The organism is Cobetia sp. 2AS (assembly GCF_029846355.1).
GTDB classification, from domain to species: domain Bacteria; phylum Pseudomonadota; class Gammaproteobacteria; order Pseudomonadales; family Halomonadaceae; genus Cobetia; species Cobetia amphilecti.
Genome location: NZ_JARWKQ010000002.1, coordinates 163,847 through 182,964 on the forward strand (window position 1 = coordinate 163,847; position 19,118 = coordinate 182,964).

Genomic DNA, 19,118 nt, shown 5'->3' on the forward strand with positions numbered 1-19,118 from the left:
GGCCTGTTTCGTTTGTCGCGGGCTATGTCCGCAGGATGACTCAGCGTGCGGCGCGCAGACGCTCGGCCTGGGCCAACGTGCAATCACTGAGCAGATCCAGCGCGCCCAACGCCTGGTTTCCGGTCACGAAGGGATGCGCTTCGCCTGGCTTGCGAGTCTCAAGGTCCGCGATTCGTCCGGGTGTGCCGTCACGCTTGGGGTGATTGGACAGGAAGACGTCTACGCCGGCTTGCTGCGCGATCTGATGCATGCGTGACGCCGAGGCAGAATAGCCACGCAGTCTGGCCTCATTCGGCCCGAAGTTGAAGCCAGTGCCGCCCCACAACACGGCGTGATGCATCTCATCGCCATCCCTGACCGGGAGCACCAGCGACAGCGTGCCGGGGGTGTGGCCGGGCGTGATGTACATGCCGAGCGTGGTGTCACCCAGCGTCAGCCTCTCATCGTCTATGACCTGATGGTCCCGCTCTGGCGGCTCTCCCCAGCGCGGGTTGTCGATGCGCTGCTCGGGGTCATCCAGCATGTCCCAATCGATCTTGGTCATGATCACCTCGGGCGCATACTGCTCCACGATCCAGGACTGGCCGCCGTAATGGTCGCCATGGCCATGGGTAATTACCAGATAGCGAATATCGGCAGGGTCCAAACCCAGCTCGCGCATACCTGGCGCGATGATGGTCTCGGCCTGATTCGGGGTGTTCATCGCATCGATGAGGATGATGCCCTCGGAGGTGGTCAAGGCCCAGCTCGAAACCTGGCCATTGCCGACGAAGTAGAGATTGTCGAATACCCTGTGCGGCCCCAGCGACTTGCGCTTGTCAGCGGAGGGCTTCGATCTGGGTCTGGGCTTGGCAGTTTCATCCTCGGAGTGTCGGTGGCGCTTGCCCGCGTCTACCAAGGGTGCCTCGAGGCTACACAGGCTGTGAAGGCCGGGATACCCCTCACCCGCCGCCAACCCCCGTTGCGCAAGCTGGGTCGCAAGCGGCGACATCGCCGCAGCAGGAGCATCAGCTGGCTGCGATGCCGCGCTGGCCAAGGCGACACCTGACAGCGGCAGGCCGATCACCCCTGCCAACAGTCCTGCCGTTACTAGCCGAGAATTCCCCATAGATAGCCCTATCTCACCAAGATGAATGGATTCAGCGTCGAAGATTGTCACCAACGTCACATTTTCGCAACAGTGCGTTGCGCTGCGCCAATGCAAAGCATTATCATTCAAAAAGTGCACGAATGATGCACACACATAACGATAATCTCGGGAACTTCAATCGATGCCAGCGCACCCTCCTGCACCTCACCGCCCCATGGCCTCACGCTCAGCCGTCTTGTTGGCCCTGGCGGCGCTCCCCTCTCTGGTGGTACTCCCGAGCCATGCCTCCGACCAGCTGGAAGACATCGTCGTCACCGCGTCCGGTCATGATCAGATGGTCAAGGACGCCCCGGCCTCGATGAGCGTGATCACGCGCGAGAGCCTTGAAGGCCGTCATTACAGCGACCTCACCGATGCGCTGCGCGGCTTGCCCGGCGTGACGGTATCCAGCGGCGGATACTCCAAGGACATCAGCATTCGCGGCATGCCCGGTGAATACACGCTGATCCTGGTGGATGGCCGCCCGATCGACAGCCGTGATACGCGACCGAGTGGCAGTGGTGGCTTCGAGCAGGATTGGCTGCCGCCACTGGAAGCGATCGAGCGTATCGAGGTAGTACGTGGCCCGATGTCGACGCGTTATGGCTCCGATGCCATCGGCGGGGTCATCAATATCATCACCCGCAAGACGCAGGAGGAATGGGTCACCAATCTGCACTATGACACCTTCATCCCCCAGCACAGCGTGTCGGGACAAGAACGCCAGAGCCGCATTCGCACCTCGGGCCCGCTCATCGATGGGTTGCTGGGCCTGAGCGTCAGCGCCGGACAGACCACGCGCCAGGAAGATGACATCACCCGCGGCTACCCACAGCGCAAGCGTCAGGACCTCGACACCAAGCTCAGCCTCACGCCGGACGACAACCAGCGCATCGAGGCCGAATTCGCCTACCATGACCAGAATCGCCAGACCGAGGAAGACCGCAGTCAGGGCCAGGACAGTGATCGTGATTGGGATACTCGCCGCTTCAGCCTGAGCCATCAGGGTGACTGGGCCAGCGCCAGCACCAATTCCTACGTCCAGTACGAGACGTCACGCAACGATAGCCGTGACATCACGTTGAGCAATACCAAGGCGAGCAGCAACGTGCTGATTCCGCTGGGCGATCACCTGACCACCCTGGGCGTGAGCTTCGAGGAGGAGCACCTCGAGGACAACGACACCAACGCTCTGAGCGACATCAACGAGATCCGCAACAGCCGCTGGTCACTGTTCGCCGAGGACGAATGGCTGCTGACCGACGACTGGGCGCTGACCGGCGGCGTGCGTCTGGATGAAGACGAGAACTACGGCAGCCACCTGTCACCGCGTCTTTACAGCGTCTATCAACTGGCCGACAGCTGGACGCTCAAGACAGGCGTGGCGACCGGTTACAAGGCGCCGAGTCTGCGTCAGGTCGCCGACAACTGGGTACAGGACAGTCGCGGCGGCGATATCTACGGCAATCCGGATCTGGAAGCCGAGACCTCTCTCAGCCGCGAGATCGCCCTGCTGTATGACAATGCCAGAGGCACCCAGGCGGGCGTGACCCTGTTCCGCAGCGACTTCGATGACAAGATCGTCACCGAACTGTGCCCGGATGGTGCCTGCGCCGGCGGCGCGGATGATGCGCGCTGGTACAACAACGTCGACAGTGCCGTCACCCAGGGCGTCGAGCTGAGCCTCAATCAGGAGCTGCGTCACGACCTCGCGCTGGCACTCAGCTACACCTATACCGATTCCGAGCAGACCAGTGGCGAGAACAAGGGCCAACCGCTGACCCAGATTCCCCGCCACCAGGCCACGGCTCAGCTGGACTGGCAGCTCAACCATCGCCTCAATCACTGGACACGAGTCGACTGGCGTGGCGAAGAGACTCAGCCCGCCACCGGTGTCACCAGTCGTACCGTTATCGCGCCGTCCTACACGATCGTCGATACCGGCGTCAGCTTCGATGCCACCACTCAGCTGACACTTAGCGCCGGCCTCTACAACCTGTTCGACAAACGCGTGCGCTACGACGATTTCGGCTACGTGGAAGATGGTCGCCGCCTGTGGGTCGGCGTCGACTACACCCTCTAGCACCGACTCCGGCCGCCAACGGCTTGCCTCCCATGCAATGAGCGATCAGTCCGCTGCATGGGAGGTAATCGCGGCTTTCCTCGCCACGCCTCTCTTCCCTCCTCTTCTGTTCCCCTCTCTCCTCTTTTCTCTCCTCTTTCCGCCTTCCCCCTTTGTCTCGTCTTCAGTGCCTCGCTGGCCTGTCACCTCTGCTCTCCCCGCCAGTATCAGGCCCTGCTGTTTGTGCGTATCAGTCATTTCAGTCGGCTGAAAGCCAGTGGCCTCTCTATTCTGGTAGCAGCCACAGGCGTTGCCGTGGACAGGACTGAGCGTTACCCGCTCTGCAGGAGGCAAGAATGTCCAAGCTGATTCTTTCACTGGATGGCGGCGGCATACGCGGGGCGGCCACCGCGCAGTTTCTGATGCGTGTCGAGGCGACACTCAGAAATGACCACCAGACCAGTCTGCGTGAGCGGGTCGATTTCTATGCGGGCACCAGTACCGGCAGTCTGATCGCGCTGGCGCTGGCCACCACCAACATGAGCCTCGAGGACATAAGCGGGCTCTACAGCGCGACCAGCGCCAAACAGATCTTCGCCGACAACCGCGGCTGGTTCGAACTCGATGGCATCAATGCGCCCAAGTACGAGGCCAAGGGCAAGAGCGCGATGCTCAAGAAGCACCTCGGCCAGGCCAAGCTCAGGGATGTCCCCGCTGGCAAGCAGGTACTTGTCGTCACCTACGGCATCGAGCGACGCCGCCCGCATGTCTTGAAGTCGAGCAAGCGCGAGCATCACAAGCTGCTGGCCTGGCAGGTCGCGGACGCCTCCAGCGCGGCGCCCACCTACTTCCCGACCCGCGACATGAAGCTGGGGCCGGACAACGAGCAGACCTGGCTGATCGATGGCGGCGTCATCGCCAACAATCCCACCATGTGCGCCATCGCCGAAGCCTGTCGCCTGTGGCCGCATGAGCCGCGTCGCGTGCTGTCGATCGGCACCGGAACACGCACGCGCAAGATCAATGGCCCGGATTCGCAGCACTGGGGCGCAGTGCAGTGGGTACTGGAAGGCAGCCTGATCGACGTGCTCTCCGATGAGAAGGTGGTCGGCTATCAGGCCATCACCATCTCGCCGCCGGGCAGCTATATCCGCGTCAATGCCGAGATGCGCCCACAGCCCGGCATGCTCAAGGCGCCTGATGACGCGATGGACGACATCAGCCCCACCAACATCAAGCATCTGAAGGCCATGGGCGATTTCTGGTTCGCGCAATACGGTGACGCCGTGGTGGACCTGATCACCAACCGCTATCAAGGGCCGTCGCTGGATCGCATCGATCCCGCCACCGGCAAGCCCGAGACCTACGAACCTCACTGAACACGCCTTACGCGACGCGAACTCGGAGACGCCTGTCAGCGATTTTGCTACTCTGCGCTGCCATGCTCCACGCCGACTCGAGTTTATTTAATGACACATGGCACACCGCAAGACATTCGCATTCGCCCCGGCACCTCAACATGGCGAATGCTGGTGACTCTCACATTATCTCTGGCGATTTTCATACCCACTGCAGCTCAGTCAGACGATGATATGCGCTTTGACCAGCCGGAAGCCTTCGCCACCCTGAAGAAGGCAGTCAGCTATTTCGATGAAATGGACACCTTGCCGGAAGAGGCATGGATCAGCCGCGATCAAGCGTCTGCGCGCAGCGATATGGACGAGATGATCGAGGAAGCCATGCAGGCCCTCGACGTGCCGGAACTCTCGACACTGCGCAGCACTTACCGGCAAGTCGAGGACAAGATTCGCGAATCGCGCGGCGAGATTTCCGAGTTGAAGGAAAAGCGCATGCTCGCGCCGGACACCGATGTCTCGACACTGACGCGCCTCACGCCCACCGATACCCTGCGCGAATTCACCGCCAGCACGCGCGGCGATTATGATCTGCTGATCGCCGCGCATGAGAAGAACATCGCCGCCTATCAGGGCGAGCTGACCACGCTGGAAGGCAAGCTGGCCGCGCGACTCGAGGAGATCGGCATCACCCTGACGCCGGACCAGGTCCAGGTGTGGCTGTCTTCGGTGGTCGGCGATGATGTGCTGACCATGAGTGTCGTGTTCGCCAGCATCAAGTCGGTGGCCCAGCAGCTCGCCGAGCTGACCCGCGACAGCGGCGAGAACCTCGACTACGCGCGCCGTTATTACGGCATGGTCGTCATGCTTCACCGCATGATCGTGACCATGCAGCAGGACTTCATCACGCGCGTGAATGACGAGGTATTGCCGCAACTGCAAGGCTTCGCCGACGAAGCCGAGGCCACCACGCGCGAAGCTCGCACGCTGATCAAGCAAGGCGGGTCACGCGAGAGTCTGGAGAACAACATCCGCGCCAATGCGCTGACGCTCAAGACGATCAACCTGTATCGCTCGCTGGTGACCGAGCAGCGTGACCGCGTCACGACCTCTCTGACCAAGAGTCAGCGCGAGCTTGCGGTGGCGACCAATACCTATCGCACCGTCAAGCTCAGCGCCCACGTCGCCGACCTGATTCGCCAGGGCGTCAAGACCTTCGACACCTTAGCCGGCCTGCAGGTACCGGTCGCCACCAGCTTCGAGAACAGCGCCATGCGCGAGGAGTTCCGCAAGCTGACCGAGCGCATGCAGCAGGCAAAATAATGCACGCAACCGGTATCGATACCACGCCTTCGCCTGTCCGGCGAAGGCGTTTTCAGTTGTGGCGGCGAATATCCCGCATGCTCAGAATGCTCTCCAGCGTGCGTCTCAGGCGCGCCACCTCGCTGACCAGACTCTCGCCCGCCAGCATGCCGACCCCCAACACCAAACCGCGCCGCGAGTCTTCGCTGCTGCAGACCATGCTCAGTGGCCGCACGATCAGATGCTCCTTGACCATCAGCTGCGCGACGCGCTGATCATCGATCTCGGGGGCGAACTGAACGCACAGGCTGATGCCGCGCGACGGCGGCGAGACGCTGATCACGCCCTTCACCTGACACAGCTGGTCATGCACCACCTGCTGCCGGCCGAGATAATCGCGCTGGATGCGCTGATACCAGGCGTCCAGATCGCCATCGGCGATGAATTGCGCCAGCACCGCCTGATCGAGCATGCGCCCCTCGCGGAACACCTCGCTGCGCAGGCGGTTCATCGGCCCGGCCAGCGCACGCGGTACCACCAGATAGCCCAGCCGCAGCCCGGGAAACATCAGCTTGGAGAACGAACCCACCAGTAGGCGATTGCTGGAATCGGGATCAAACAGCAGCTCACCATGATCATCGCCGCTGAACTCGTAATCATCCTCGAGGATATAGGCGGGCTGACAGGCCTCGCACAGTCTCAGCTTGTCACGTCGCGAAGTGGGCACACTCAGCGGATAGTGATGCGAGCCGGTGAAGTAGGCGATCTGCACCGGCCCTTCGCCAAGCGAGGTGAGATCGTGTCCTGGCTCACTTGTCGTATCACTCGTCGCATCGCTCACCGGCCGCCAGGGAATCTGGCGGGTCTCGAGGCCTGCGGCCAGAAAGACATTGCGCGCGCCCCAATAACAGGGTGACTCCATCACCACCCGCTGCCCGGCATCCGCCAGCGCCAGCGCGCACAGCTCGATGCCGTGGTGGGTGCCCTCGGTGATGATGATCTGCTGGGTATCGCAATCGATATTGCGCCAACGACGCAGAAAATCGCGGATCTCACGTTTGAGCGGGCCATAGCCGCCGCTGGAGTAGGACAGCAGCAGCGCGTTGTGGGGCACCGTCACGCTGGCATACAGCTGACGCCACTTGCGCATCGGAAAGCGTGCGATGTCCGGAATACCCGGCACGAAGGCGCCACTCTGGATCAGACTCGCCCCTTGCCCGCCCAGCACCTTGCGGGCCCGAGTAGACAACGGCAGCGGCGCCGGTGCTACCCCCGCCGCGACCGCCCCTGATTCACCCGGCCCTAACTCCGCCGCCCCGAACTCTCCCGACCCCGCGCTTGCCCGGCGCGCATGCGGGCGACGCGTCCAGGTACCCTGCCCCTGGCCGGTGTGCAGATAGCCCTCCTCGATCAGCGACTTGATGGCCAACGCCAGCGTATTGCGCGCCACCCCCAGCGCCTCGCACAGCTTGCGATGCGGCGGCAGCCGCGCGCCCAGTGGCCATTGCTCACGAATCACCTCGAGCAACGCCTGCTCCAGCCGTACCTGCTTGCCCAGCGTCTCGGACTGGCGGCGATAACATTCGATCAGCGGCTCAAGCGCGGCCAGTTCCATCCCGGTCTCCCGTTGACGTTGTCGTAGTGCTGTCACGCAGCTTCCCGAGGTCGTCCAACCCCCGCCAGCCACTCGCCTGACAGGCGGCGCGCAACGCCCATTCAGCCCTGATTATCCGCAGCCCCTTCTGATTGGTCCAGTCAAACGCAAAATTGGTCTATTCGCCATCGGGCATGGCGCTGGTAGCGTGTGTTTCAGGCGTTGCCTACTGACTGATGCTCACAGCGAAATGATTGCTGAATCGCTCTTGGCTCCCCCTTTACAGGAGCGACCTTTCAGCAAGCATCAGCCAGCGACAGGACTGTCATTACTTCTCGTTCATGCCAGCAAGCTTTGGATTTGAAATTGAGAAGAGCGCACGGGACATCAGCAGGAAACGGCTTCGCTATATAACAAATTCCAAGATCGAATTGAGTATTCCAATGAACAACAGTACTCCCCCTGCAGAACAGCTAGTCAGAGTCCTTGCGCGTGGCGACGTCCTGGCACTTGCCTTCGGCGCCATGGTCGGTTGGGGCTGGATCGTCCTCACCGGCGGCATGATTCAGGATGCCGGTAGCGTCGGCGCCATCATCGCTTTCATCATTGGCGGCATCGCCGTCGTCCTGATCGGTCTGACCTATGCAGAACTGGCAGCAGCCATGCCCAAGGTGGGCGGTGAGCATGTCTACAGCTACCGGGCCATGGGGCACTTCTCTTCGTTCCTGTGCACCTGGACCATCATTCTCGGCTATCTGAGCGTGGTGTCCTTCGAGGCGGTGGCATTGCCCACGGTCATCGAGAACCTCGCGCCCAACTATGCCGTTGGCCACATGTGGACCATCGCCGGTTGGGATGTGAAGGCGACCTGGGTGGCTGTCGGTGTCGGCGGCTCGCTGGCCATGATGGCGATCAACTATGTCGGGATCACCACTGCCGCACTCCTGCAGAAGGTCGTCACAGGCGTGATTCTGATCGCCGGCGTCCTGTTCGTGACCGGCGCCTTGTTCGAAGGTGATGTCGCCAACATGACACCGCTGTTCACCCAGTCCGAAGGCGGCGTGGTGGCAGGCATCATCGCGGTGCTGGTACTGGTGCCTTTCCTGTTCGTCGGCTTCGACGTCATTCCGCAGGCCGCAGAGGAAATCAATCTGCCCTACAACGCCATCGGCAAGGTGCTGATGATGTCCGTGGTACTGGCCGTGGTCTGGTATGCGCTGATCATCCTGGCCACCAGCATGGCGCTGGATCATGACTCCCTGCTGGCAAGTTCACTGAGCGTGCCGGACGCCATGGGCGCCCTGTTCAATTCGCCCTGGGCCAGCAAGCTGATGATCCTTGCAGGTATCGCCGGCATCATCACCAGCTGGAATGCCTTCTACATCGGTGGCTCTCGCGCCATCTATGCCTTGGCACATGCCGGCATGCTGCCTGCCTGGCTGGGCAAGCTGCACCCCAAGCACAAGACGCCCACCAATGCGGTACTGCTGATCGGTCTGCTGTCCTGCATCGCGCCCTTCTTCGGTCGTCCGGCACTGGTGTGGATCGTCGATGCGGGTGGCCTGGGTATCGTCATCGCCTATCTGTTCGTCGCGATCTCGTTCCTGATCCTGCGTATCCGTGAGCCCGACATGCCGCGTCCGTTCCGCGTCCGCCACGGCAAGCTCTGCGGCACACTGGCCATCCTTCTGTCCTTCGGCATGGCCTGCCTGTATCTGCCGGGTAGCCCTTCCGCGCTGACCGGTACCGAATGGCTGATCTTCGGCGCCTGGATGGCTCTGGGTCTGGTGATGTATGTCATCGCCCTGAAGCAATTCGGCCGAGCCTATAGCGACCGTGTCATGGCCCCGGCTTTCACGGCGCAGTAAACACGCAATACCTACACCGCTGGGCAGTCTGTTCCGCCTGCCCAGCCATCTCGACTCAATCATATTCGAGCCGACTCGAGAGCAGCAGAAGCCTCTTGCGACATGCTGCTCACTCCATGAATGAACTGCACGCCAGAACGCCAGAGGAGCTTCACATGTCCCGTTCCGCCCTCCCGATCAGCGACTTCCTGAAGCGCTACGTCAACTCGGAAACCAGCAGCGACGTCTTCGTCCCGGCGCTCATCGGTACCGAGCACCGCGAGACCGGCACCACCTTCAACGTGACCAATCCGGCCACCGGCGAGCAGCTGGCGCGTGTCGCCGAGGTCAGCGCCGATGACACCCGTGACGCCGTCGCCGCGGCCGAGATCGCCGGCAACGCCTGGAAGAAGGTGCCGGTCAAGGAGCGTTCCGCACTGCTGCGTCGCTGGTTCGATCTGGTGCTGGCGCACCGGGAAGACCTCGCCCAGCTGATGACGCTGGAACAGGGCAAGCCGATGGCGGAGTCGCGTGGCGAGGTGACCTACGGTGCCTCCTTCATCGAATTCTTCGCCGAAGAAGCCAAGCGCATGGCCGGTGAGACCCTGCCGTCCCATGGCGCCGACAAGCGCCTGATGGTGCTGCGCGAGCCGATCGGCGTGGTGGCCGCGATCACGCCGTGGAACTTCCCGCTGGCGATGATCACCCGCAAGTGCGCCCCGGCGATCGCCGCAGGTTGTGCGGTAGTCATCAAGCCGGCCGAAGCCACGCCGCTGACCGCATTGGCATTGGCGGACCTGGCGCTGGAAGCCGGCCTGCCGAAGGGCCTGATCAGTGTCGTCACCGCCATGAAGCCGATCGCCATCGGGGAAGTGCTGACCACCGATCCGCGCATCCGCAAGGTGTCCTTCACCGGCTCCACGCCAGTGGGCAAGACGTTGATGGCGCAGTGTGCCTCCACCGTCAAGAAGACCGCGATGGAGCTGGGCGGCAACGCACCCTTCATCGTCTTCGACGATGCTGACCTGGATGCAGCCGTCGATGGCGCCATCGCCTCCAAGTTCCGCAACGCCGGCCAGACCTGCGTGTGCACCAACCGCTTCCTCGTTCAGGACGGTGTCTACGACGCCTTCGTCGCCAAGCTCGCGGCACGTGTCGAGAGCATGCAGGTCGGTGATGGCCTGGTCGAAGGCAACACCATCGGCCCGCTGATCAACGATGCGGCGGTCAACAAGGTGCAGAGCCACGTCGATGATGCCGTCAGCAAGGGCGCGCGCCTGGTCACCGGCGGCAAGAAGCACGTTCTCGGTCACAGCTTCTTCGAGCCGACCGTGCTGGCCGATGTCACTACCGACATGGTCGTCGCGGATGAGGAAACCTTCGGCCCGCTGGCGCCGGTGTTCCGCTTTGGCAAGGACGAGGAAGCCATCGCGATGGCCAACGACACCCCGTTCGGGCTGGCTGCGTATTTCTACGCCAACGATTACCGCCGCATCTGGCACACGCTGGAAGCGCTGGAATACGGCATGGTCGGCGTCAATGAAGGCCTGATCTCCACCGAACTCGCCCCCTTCGGTGGCATCAAGGAATCCGGCCTGGGTCGCGAAGGCTCACACCACGGCCTGGAAGAGTTCACCGAGCTCAAGTACGTCTGCATCGGCGGCCTCTGAGGCACGGCAACTCTCGACAAGACTCCCGCACGCCTCGGCGTGCGGGCCCCGAACAGTGACAGGCCTGCACAGTGCAGGCCGATGAAATCCGTACGGAGAACAAGATGAACAACGCTCAACTCGAAACCCTCAAGAAGAAGTACGTTGCACGTGGTGCCGCCACCGCCACCCCGCAGTCCGCCGACACCGCGCTGAACGCGGAAATCTGGGACGCGGATGGCACCCGCTGGATCGACTTCGCCGGTGGTATCGGCGTGCTCAACCTGGGCCACCGTCACCCGAAGATCGTCGCTGCCGTCAAGGCACAGCTCGACAAGCTGATGCACACCGCCGCTGGCGTGATGTCCCACCCGCTGTACGTCGAACTGAGCCAGAAGCTGTGTGAACTGACGCCGGTGCGTGGCCCCGAGCGCAAGGCACTGCTGATGAACTCCGGCGCGGAAGCGGTCGAGAACGCCATCAAGATCGCGCGTGCCGCCACTGGCCGCAGCGGCGTCATCACCTTCGACGGCGCCTTCCACGGCCGCACCATGATGACCATGGCCCTCACCGGCAAGGTCGTACCGTACAAGGGCGATTTCGGCCCGATGCCGGGTGACGTCTACCGCGCGCCCTACCCGAACGAGAAGCACGGCATCAGCGAAGAGCAGTCCCTGAACGCGATCCGCACCCTGTTCAAGACCGACATCCCGGCCAGCCGCACCGCTGCCATCATTCTGGAGCCGGTGCAGGGCGAAGGCGGATTCTACATCGCCTCGCCGAGCTTCCTGACCGCGCTGCGTGAACTGTGTGACGAGCACGGCATCCTGCTGATCGCCGATGAAGTGCAGTCCGGCTTCGCGCGTACCGGCAAGCTGTTCGCCATGGAGCACAGCGGTGTCGAAGCCGACATCATGACCATGGCCAAGAGCCTGGCCAACGGCATGCCGCTGTCTGCAGTGGTCGGTACCGCCGAGGTGATGGATGCCTCCGGCCCGGGCTCACTGGGCGGCACCTACGGCGGCAACGCCCTGTCCTGCGCCGCGGCGCTGGCCGTCATCGACGTCATCCGTGAAGAGAACATCCTCGAGCGCAGCACCCAGATGGGCGAGCTGCTGGCCGCACGCTTCGCCAAGTGGGAAGAGCGCTTCGCGCATGTCGCTCACCCGCGCAACCAGGGCTCCATGGCCGCCTTCGAGCTGGTGGATGCCAATGGCCAGCCGGACGCCGCCGCGACCGCCGCCGTATGTGCCAAGGCCAAGGAGCTGGGGCTGATCCTGCTGTCCTGTGGCTTCTACTCCAACACCATTCGTATCCTGGTGCCGCTGACCGTCGAGCCGGAAGTGCTCGAGGAAGGTCTCGCCATCATCGAGCAGGCGCTGGAAAGCCTCGCCTGATCGCTTGCCTGGCGCAGAACGTCTAGCGCAGGCATGCAGAAAGACAGCGGCCACCTTCGGGTGGCCGTTTTGCGTTTTCTGCAACCTGCCATCGCACAACATGACACGAGAAAAGGCGGCGCCATCATTGTGAAAAGGCTGGCGATATGCGCCACGACCCTGTTTCAAGGCGTGAGATGAATTATCACGCCAAGCCCTGCCACTGCGGGGTTCTTCAACCACCAATCGCGCACCTCACCGTTAGTTGCCCATCTAAATATATAGCCAATCGGCTTGATGATTCGTTGGGATAGACTTTATAGCTCATTTATCATATCCGGCCTGTTTCCCTCCCACCTCCAGCCGGTTTCTGCCATGCCATATGTGTCCATCCATCCGCACTGCCCGCACGAGCACTGCCTGCACGAGCACGCTCTGATCGCCAGCCTGAGCGAGAGTCAGATCATCAGCTCCACGAGTGATACCCGCCATGTCTGACAGCAACGCCACCGACTTCAAACGCAGCATGCAGCAGCGCCATCTGGTGATGTTGTCACTGGGCGGTGTCATCGGCACCGGCCTGTTTCTCAGCTCCGGCTATACCATCCAGCAGGCGGGCCCGGCGGGTGCGGTACTCGCCTACCTGATCGGCGGCCTGGTGGTCTATCTGGTGATGATGTGCCTCGGCGAACTGGCCGTGCATCACCCGGAACCCGGTGCCTTCAGCGCCCACGCCACCCGTTATCTGGGCCCTGCCACCGGCTATACCGTGGCCTGGCTCTACTGGCTGACCTGGGCGGTGGCGCTGGGGTCGGAATTCACCGCCTCCGCCGTGTTCATGGGGCGCTGGTTCCCCGGTATCGAACCGTGGATCTGGTGCGGCATCTTCTCGCTGATCGTGTTCGGCATGAACATCGTCTCGGCGCGCTTCTTCGCCGAATCCGAATTCTGGCTGTCGCTGATCAAGGTCGCCGCGGTGATCGTCTTCATCGCGGTGGGCGCCGCCGCCATGTTCGGCTTCACGCCCCTGGCGGGTAACGTCGAGGCGCCGGGCGTCACGCGTATCCTGCAGGAAGGCGTGTTCGATCACGGCGTGATGCCGATTCTGATGACGCTGCTGGCCGTCAGCTTCGCCTTCTCCGGCACCGAGCTGATCGGCATCGCCGCCGGCGAAAGCGAGAACCCCGAGAAGAACGTGCCCCTGGCGATCCGCGCGACCCTGTGGCGCCTGATCATCTTCTTCATCGGCACCATCATCGTCATCGCCGCCCTGTTGCCGCAGGACAGCGCCGGCCTCAAGGAAAGCCCCTTCGTGGCGGTCTTCCAGCTCACCGGCATTCCCTACGCGGCGGATATCATGAACTTCGTGATCATCACCGCGCTGCTGTCGGCGGCCAATTCCGGGCTCTACGCCGCCTCGCGCATGCTGTGGACCCTGGCGGACCAGAAGACGCTGCCGCGCGTATTCAGTCGCGTCAATCAGCGCGGCATTCCGGTGCCCGCACTGCTGATCACCATGCTCGGCGGCCTGCTGTCGCTGCTCTCCAGCGTGTATGCCGAGGACACCCTCTATCTGGCGCTGGTGTCGATTTCCGGACTTGCCGTGGTGCTGGTGTGGATGGCGATCGCCGCCAGTCAGTTCAGCTTCCGCCGCCAGTGGCTGAAGGCCGGCCATAGCGCCAGCGAGCTGACCTACCGCGCGCCTCTGTATCCCGTCGTGCCGATTGCCGCCTTCCTGTTCTGCGCGCTGGCCTGCATCGGTATCGCTTTCGATCCCAACCAGCGCATCGCGCTCTACTTCGGCGTGCCCTTCGTGGCGCTGTGCTATCTGGTGCACTATCTGACCCATCGCACGTCTGGTGACGCCGCGAAATCTGTAAACCCGACCCCGCAGGAGGCCCTCGATGCCCGCTGATGCCACCCGCAATCCGCTGAGCGCCATCACCGCGCGCCAGCCCTTCATGATCGTCGATGGCGCCCTGGCCACCGAGCTTGAGCGTGCCGGGTTCGATCTCAACGACTCGCTGTGGTCGGCCAAGGTGCTCGCCGATGATCCCCAGGCGATCGTCGATGTCCACCGCGCCTACTTCGAGGCCGGTGCCGATGTCGCCACCACGGCCAGCTACCAGGCAACACTCGAAGGCCTGATGGCACGCAGCCTGAGCGAGACCCAGGCCAGCGCGCTGATCCAGCGCTCCGTGACCCTGGCGGCGCAGGCCCGTAGCGACTATCTGGCCGCGCACCCGGAGCGCCTGGACTGCCCGCCGCTGGTCGCGGCCTCCGTCGGCCCCTATGGCGCCTGGCTCGCCGATGGCAGCGAATACCGTGGCGGCTACGCGCTGGACCGCGCCGGCCTGCGCGACTTCCACCGTGCCCGCCTCGCCACGCTGCTCGATGCCAAGCCGGACGTGCTCGCCGTCGAGACACTCCCCTGCGCCGAGGAAGCCCTGGCGGTGTGTGATCTGCTGCGCGATGACTTCCCGACGGCGCGTGCCTGGATCGCCTTCAGCGCGCGCAACGCCAACGAATTGAGCGACGGCACGCCGATCCGTGACGCCGTGCGCGCCATCGCCGACTGCGAGCAGGTGGTCGCCATCGGCGTCAACTGCACCGCGCTTGAGCACATCGAATCGCTGGTGCGCGAGATTCGCGGCGAGACGGACAAGGACATCGTCATCTACCCGAACTCCGGCGAGGTCTATGACCCGGTCACCAAGACCTGGTCTGCCGCCTGCGCCGTCTCAGATGCCGATGGCCACGGCTATGAACACGACCATGACCTCGCCGGCTGGACACCGCGCTGGCTGGCCGCCGGCGCCACGGCCATCGGTGGCTGCTGCCGCACCGGCCCGGACGACATCCGCGCCCTGGCGGATCTGCGCAAGGCGCTGAGTTGATTGAGATGCTGAGCTCGGTGCAGTGAATACGCAGCGCTGAACCCGAACGCCCTGTCCGGTCATCACACATGATCGGTCAGGGCGTTTTCGCTAGCGTCCCGCGTCCAGAATCTCTAGGATGACAGGACACTGTTGAGCGATTGCTCAAAATCATTTCGACGTGCTTGTTTCGACGTACACTTTATCGACGTGCTCTTACAGCGCCCTTCACGCTGTAGTGAAGAGCGCATGAGAGATCAGCAGGAGAATCCCCATGTCACAGCTCGATATCCAGGTCGCCTACGACGTGGTCTGCCCCTGGTGCTGGATCGGCAAGCGTCATCTCGATGACGCCATCGCGCAACTCGACTTCAAGGATGAGGTGCGCGTGAACTACCTGCCCTTCCAGCTCAATCCGTGGGTGCCACGTGAAGGCATGATGCGGGCCGACTACCGCGCGCAGAAGTTCGGCAGTGTCGAGCGCGGCGCGGAGCTGGATGCCCAGGTGGCCCAGGCCGGCGCGCAGAGTGGCGTCACCTTCCGCCATGCCCTGATGGAGCGCACGCCCAACTCCACCGATGCCCAGCGCATCGTCTGGCGCCAGCAATCCAGGGGCCTGGCGGAGCGCCCGCTGCTGGAAGCCCTGTTCAGCGCCTACTTCCACGATGGCAAGGACGTGGGTGACCGGCAGGTGCTGGCCGAGATCGCAAGCCAGCACGATGACGACCTGAGCATCGAGCAGGCGCTGGCCTTCCTTGATTCCGACGCGGGCGAGCAGGAAGTCGCCGCCCAGCAGGAGGCGCTGCGCAACGCCGGTATCCAGTCGGTTCCCAGCACCATCGTCGGCCAGTACTACGTGCCCGGCGCGCAGCCGGTGGAAGTGCTGGTGCAGATGCTCAATGAGGCGCGTGCCCAGCAGGCGGACTGATCCGCCCCGCATTGCCGCGAATGCCCTGACAGACGACACGCCCTTCGCAAGGATGGCGTGTCGTTTTGCGTTCAGGCATAAAGGAAAAGCTTATAGAGGCAAGCCACGACAACAAGACGACTCACGACAAGGACTGCCGCATGCCGCGCCCCATCATTCTCGATTGCGATCCCGGCCACGACGACGCCATCTCGCTGATTCTGGCCCTCAGCTCAGATGCGCTCGATGTCCTGGCCGTCACCACCAGCGCCGGCAATCAGACGCCCGACAAGACGCTCAACAATGCACTGCGGGTTCTCACCCTGCTGGGCCGCCACGATATTCCGGTGGCGGGCGGTGCGCCCAAGCCCTTGGCGCGCGAGCTGATCATCGCCGACAACGTGCATGGCGAAAGTGGCCTGGATGGCCCTGAACTGCCAGAGCCCGGCTTTGCCCCCGTCACCCAGAGCGCCATCGAGCTGATAGCCGAGAAGGTTCGCGCCTGTGAGCAGAAGGTCACGCTGGTGCCCTCCGGCCCGCTGACCAATATCGCGCTGTTTCTCTCAGCCTACCCTGAGCTGCACCCACGCATCGACAGCATCGTGCTGATGGGCGGCGCGGCCGGTGTCGGCAACTGGACGCCCGCCGCCGAGTTCAACATCTTCGTCGACCCCGAAGCCGCCGACATGGTGTTCAAGTCCGGCCTGCCCATCGAGATGTGCGGGCTGGACGTCACCCATCAGGCGCAGATCATGGATGAGGACATCGAGCGCATCCGCGCCATCGACAATCCCGTCGCCCAGTGTGTCGCCGAGCTGCTCGACTTCTTCATGATCTACCATCGCGATCCGAAGTGGGGCTTCAACGGCGCGCCGTTGCATGATCCCTGCACCATCGCCTGGCTGCTGGCGCCGGAGCTGTTCACCACGGTGGAGTGCTGGGTCGGCGTCGAGACACAGGGCGAGCACACCCAGGGCATGACGGTGGTGGACCGCTATCAGCTCACCGGCAAGCCGCACAACGCCAGGGTGCTGTTCGAGATCGACCGTCAGGGCTTCGTCGATCTGATCGTCCGGCAGCTGGCGCAGTATTTCCCTCGCTAGCCCCCTCGCTAGCCCCCTCGCCAGCATCCAGAAGGCAGTCGCCCCGCCAGCGCCATACGAGGGGGTCTTTCCTGCTGAGAGCAGCGCTTTCCTGAAGAGAGCCGCCATGTCAGAGACCGATCGCCATGCCAGTGACACCGCGCAGCAGGCGCACGTCCATAAGCACGCCCATAAACACGAGCATGACCACGACTACCTCATCGTGGGCTCTGGCTTTGGCGGCTCGGTGTGCGCGCATCGCCTGACCGAGAAAGGCTATCGCGTGGCGGTCATGGAACAGGGCAAACGCTGGACACCGGACAACATGCCCCGTTCCAACTGGCGGCTGCGTCGCTGGTTGTGGCGGCCAATGCTGGGGCTGCGCGGCTTCTTCACCATGAGCTTTTTCCGCCATGTCATCGTGCTGCATGGCAACGCGGTGGGCGGCGGCTCCATCACCTATGCGCAGACGCTGCTGGTGCCGCCCGACAGGGTGTGGGACAACGGCCAGTGGGCGGGGCTCAATGACTGGCATGCGGTGATGCCGACGCATTACGCCACGGGGAAGCAGATGCTCGGCGTGACGACCAATCAGATCATCGCGCCAGCCGATCACCACTTGAAACGCATGGCGGAAGTCGCCGGCTGCGAAGACACCTGGTACCCCACCGAGGTTGGCATCTTCTTCGGCCCCGAGGGAGAAAGCGGCACGCCAGCCGCCGGTAGCGCGCATGCAGACCCCTATTTCGCTGGCGAAGGCCCTGAAAGACACAGCTGCATCGGCTGCGGTGGCTGCATGATGGGCTGCCGACATGGCGCCAAGAACAGCCTCGACAAGAACTATCTGTATCTGGCCGAGAAGCACGGCGCCCAGGTACACGCCGAGACCAAGGTGATCGATGTCGTGCCACTCAATGGCAAGGCGGATGGGGCCGATGGCTATGTGGTGACGACGGTGCCCTCCACCTTCGCCGGACTCTATCTTGGGCTGGGCAAGCGTCGTGTCACCTGTCAGTCCATCGTCTTCGCTGGCTCATCGCTCGGCACCCAGGAGTTGCTGTTCCACCTCAGGGACAAGGGCTCATTGCCGAACATCTCGAACGCGCTGGGCAAGCGGGTGCGTACCAATGCGGAGTCGTTGATCAGCTGTCGCATGCCGGACAGCCACGACGACATGTCCAAGGGCATCGCCATCGGCTCCGGCATTCATATCGATGAGCACACCCATATCGAAGCCACGCGCTATCCGGCGGGCTCCGATTTCATGGGGCTGTTGTTCACCGCGATGGCCAGGGGCAAGCCTGGCTGGACACGACCCTTCTCATGGCTCAAGGCAATGGCGAAGGTGGTGGCGGCCAATCCGCGCCGCGCGCTGAAATTCCAGCTGCCGTGGGGCTTCGCGAAGGAGACGATCATCTTTCTGTGCATGCAGACGGCGGATGGCCACCTCAACATGACGCTCAAACGCCTGTGGTACTGGCCGCTGCGCAAGGCACTGGTCACCGAGGGCAAGCGCATCCCGACCTTCATCCCCGAGGCGAATGATTTCGTCACGCGTGGCGCAGAGGCCATCGGCGCCATCCCCGGCAGCAGCATCCCCGAGATACTCTTCAACATTCCCACCACGGCGCACTGCATGGGCGGCGCGGCCATGGCGGCCTCCCCCGAGGACGGCGTCTGCGATGGGCAAAATCGTGTCTTCCATTACCGCAACATGCTGATCTGTGACAGCTCGATGCTCGCCGCCAACCTGGGCGTCAATCCCAGCCTGACCATCACCGCCCTGGCTGAACATGCGATGAGCCATATTCCGCGCAAGGACTGACCTTCACTACGCCCGGTGTGGAAAGTGCTGGTGCATGAAGTGATGGTGTAGAGAGAGAACGACGGCTGGTATCATTGCCCGCCAGCATTCTCAGGCGATGTGCGTAAAACGCGC

Annotated in this window: 14 protein-coding genes; 12 read left to right on the plus strand and 2 right to left on the minus strand. The window is 63.1% G+C overall.

The features are described from left to right. Positions 1–40 precede the first annotated feature (40 nt). On the minus strand, positions 41–898 hold the full coding sequence (locus QD356_RS05910; protein WP_225996569.1) for an MBL fold metallo-hydrolase: 858 nt from the start codon (positions 896–898) through the stop codon (positions 41–43). Positions 899–1,304: 406 nt separating this feature from the next. Between QD356_RS05910 and QD356_RS05915 the strand changes: the two genes are divergently transcribed. The 3 genes from QD356_RS05915 (at position 1,305) to QD356_RS05925 (ending at position 5,869) form a co-directional block, all read left to right on the plus strand. Further along, a complete protein-coding gene (locus QD356_RS05915) occupies positions 1,305–3,212 on the plus strand; it encodes a TonB-dependent receptor (protein ID WP_192838875.1) in 1,908 nt (635 codons plus the stop codon). Positions 3,213–3,547: 335 nt separating this feature from the next. After that, complete coding sequence (locus tag QD356_RS05920; protein WP_192838876.1) at positions 3,548–4,570, plus strand: patatin-like phospholipase family protein; 1,023 nt, start codon at positions 3,548–3,550, stop codon at positions 4,568–4,570. A 213-nt stretch (positions 4,571–4,783) separates the two neighbouring features. Continuing rightward, entirely contained in the window at positions 4,784–5,869 is a 1,086-nt protein-coding gene (locus QD356_RS05925) for a hypothetical protein (RefSeq protein ID WP_192838877.1), read from the plus strand. 52 nt (positions 5,870–5,921) lie between these two features. Here the strand turns inward: QD356_RS05925 and QD356_RS05930 are convergent, their stop codons facing one another. Further along, positions 5,922–7,463 carry a PLP-dependent aminotransferase family protein gene (locus QD356_RS05930; RefSeq protein WP_192838878.1) on the minus strand — a complete coding sequence of 514 codons (1,542 nt, stop codon included), beginning with the start codon at positions 7,461–7,463 and terminating at the stop codon, positions 5,922–5,924. 422 nt (positions 7,464–7,885) lie between these two features. Here QD356_RS05930 and QD356_RS05935 point away from each other — a divergent pair, with 422 nt between their 5' ends. From QD356_RS05935 to QD356_RS05975, 9 genes are all read left to right on the plus strand, one after another. Next, on the plus strand, positions 7,886–9,310 hold the full coding sequence (locus QD356_RS05935; protein WP_131432121.1) for an APC family permease: 1,425 nt from the start codon (positions 7,886–7,888) through the stop codon (positions 9,308–9,310). A 155-nt stretch (positions 9,311–9,465) separates the two neighbouring features. After that, on the plus strand, positions 9,466–10,959 hold the full coding sequence (locus QD356_RS05940; RefSeq protein ID WP_192838879.1) for an NAD-dependent succinate-semialdehyde dehydrogenase: 1,494 nt from the start codon (positions 9,466–9,468) through the stop codon (positions 10,957–10,959). 104 nt (positions 10,960–11,063) lie between these two features. Continuing rightward, positions 11,064–12,335: a 4-aminobutyrate--2-oxoglutarate transaminase gene (gabT, locus tag QD356_RS05945; protein ID WP_192838880.1), complete on the plus strand. Its 1,272-nt coding sequence runs from the start codon at positions 11,064–11,066 to the stop codon at positions 12,333–12,335. A 354-nt stretch (positions 12,336–12,689) separates the two neighbouring features. After that, positions 12,690–12,812: a hypothetical protein gene (locus QD356_RS05950; RefSeq protein ID WP_264158084.1), complete on the plus strand. Its 123-nt coding sequence runs from the start codon at positions 12,690–12,692 to the stop codon at positions 12,810–12,812. Beyond that, the gene (locus QD356_RS05955) at positions 12,805–14,229 is read left to right on the plus strand and encodes an amino acid permease (protein ID WP_192838881.1); all 1,425 of its coding nucleotides are present in this window, start codon (positions 12,805–12,807) and stop codon (positions 14,227–14,229) included. The genes QD356_RS05950 and QD356_RS05955 overlap by 8 nt, the downstream gene beginning before the upstream one ends. Further along, a complete protein-coding gene (gene mmuM / locus QD356_RS05960) occupies positions 14,219–15,211 on the plus strand; it encodes a homocysteine S-methyltransferase (protein WP_192838882.1) in 993 nt (330 codons plus the stop codon). The genes QD356_RS05955 and mmuM overlap by 11 nt, the downstream gene beginning before the upstream one ends. 253 nt (positions 15,212–15,464) lie before the next feature. Then, on the plus strand, positions 15,465–16,118 hold the full coding sequence (locus QD356_RS05965; RefSeq protein WP_192838883.1) for a DsbA family oxidoreductase: 654 nt from the start codon (positions 15,465–15,467) through the stop codon (positions 16,116–16,118). 140 nt (positions 16,119–16,258) lie between these two features. Next, entirely contained in the window at positions 16,259–17,200 is a 942-nt protein-coding gene (rihA, locus tag QD356_RS05970) for a pyrimidine-specific ribonucleoside hydrolase RihA (RefSeq protein ID WP_192838884.1), read from the plus strand. Between the two features lie 106 nt (positions 17,201–17,306). Beyond that, a complete protein-coding gene (locus QD356_RS05975; RefSeq protein ID WP_192838885.1) occupies positions 17,307–19,004 on the plus strand; it encodes a GMC oxidoreductase in 1,698 nt (565 codons plus the stop codon). Positions 19,005–19,118: the final 114 nt, after the last annotated feature.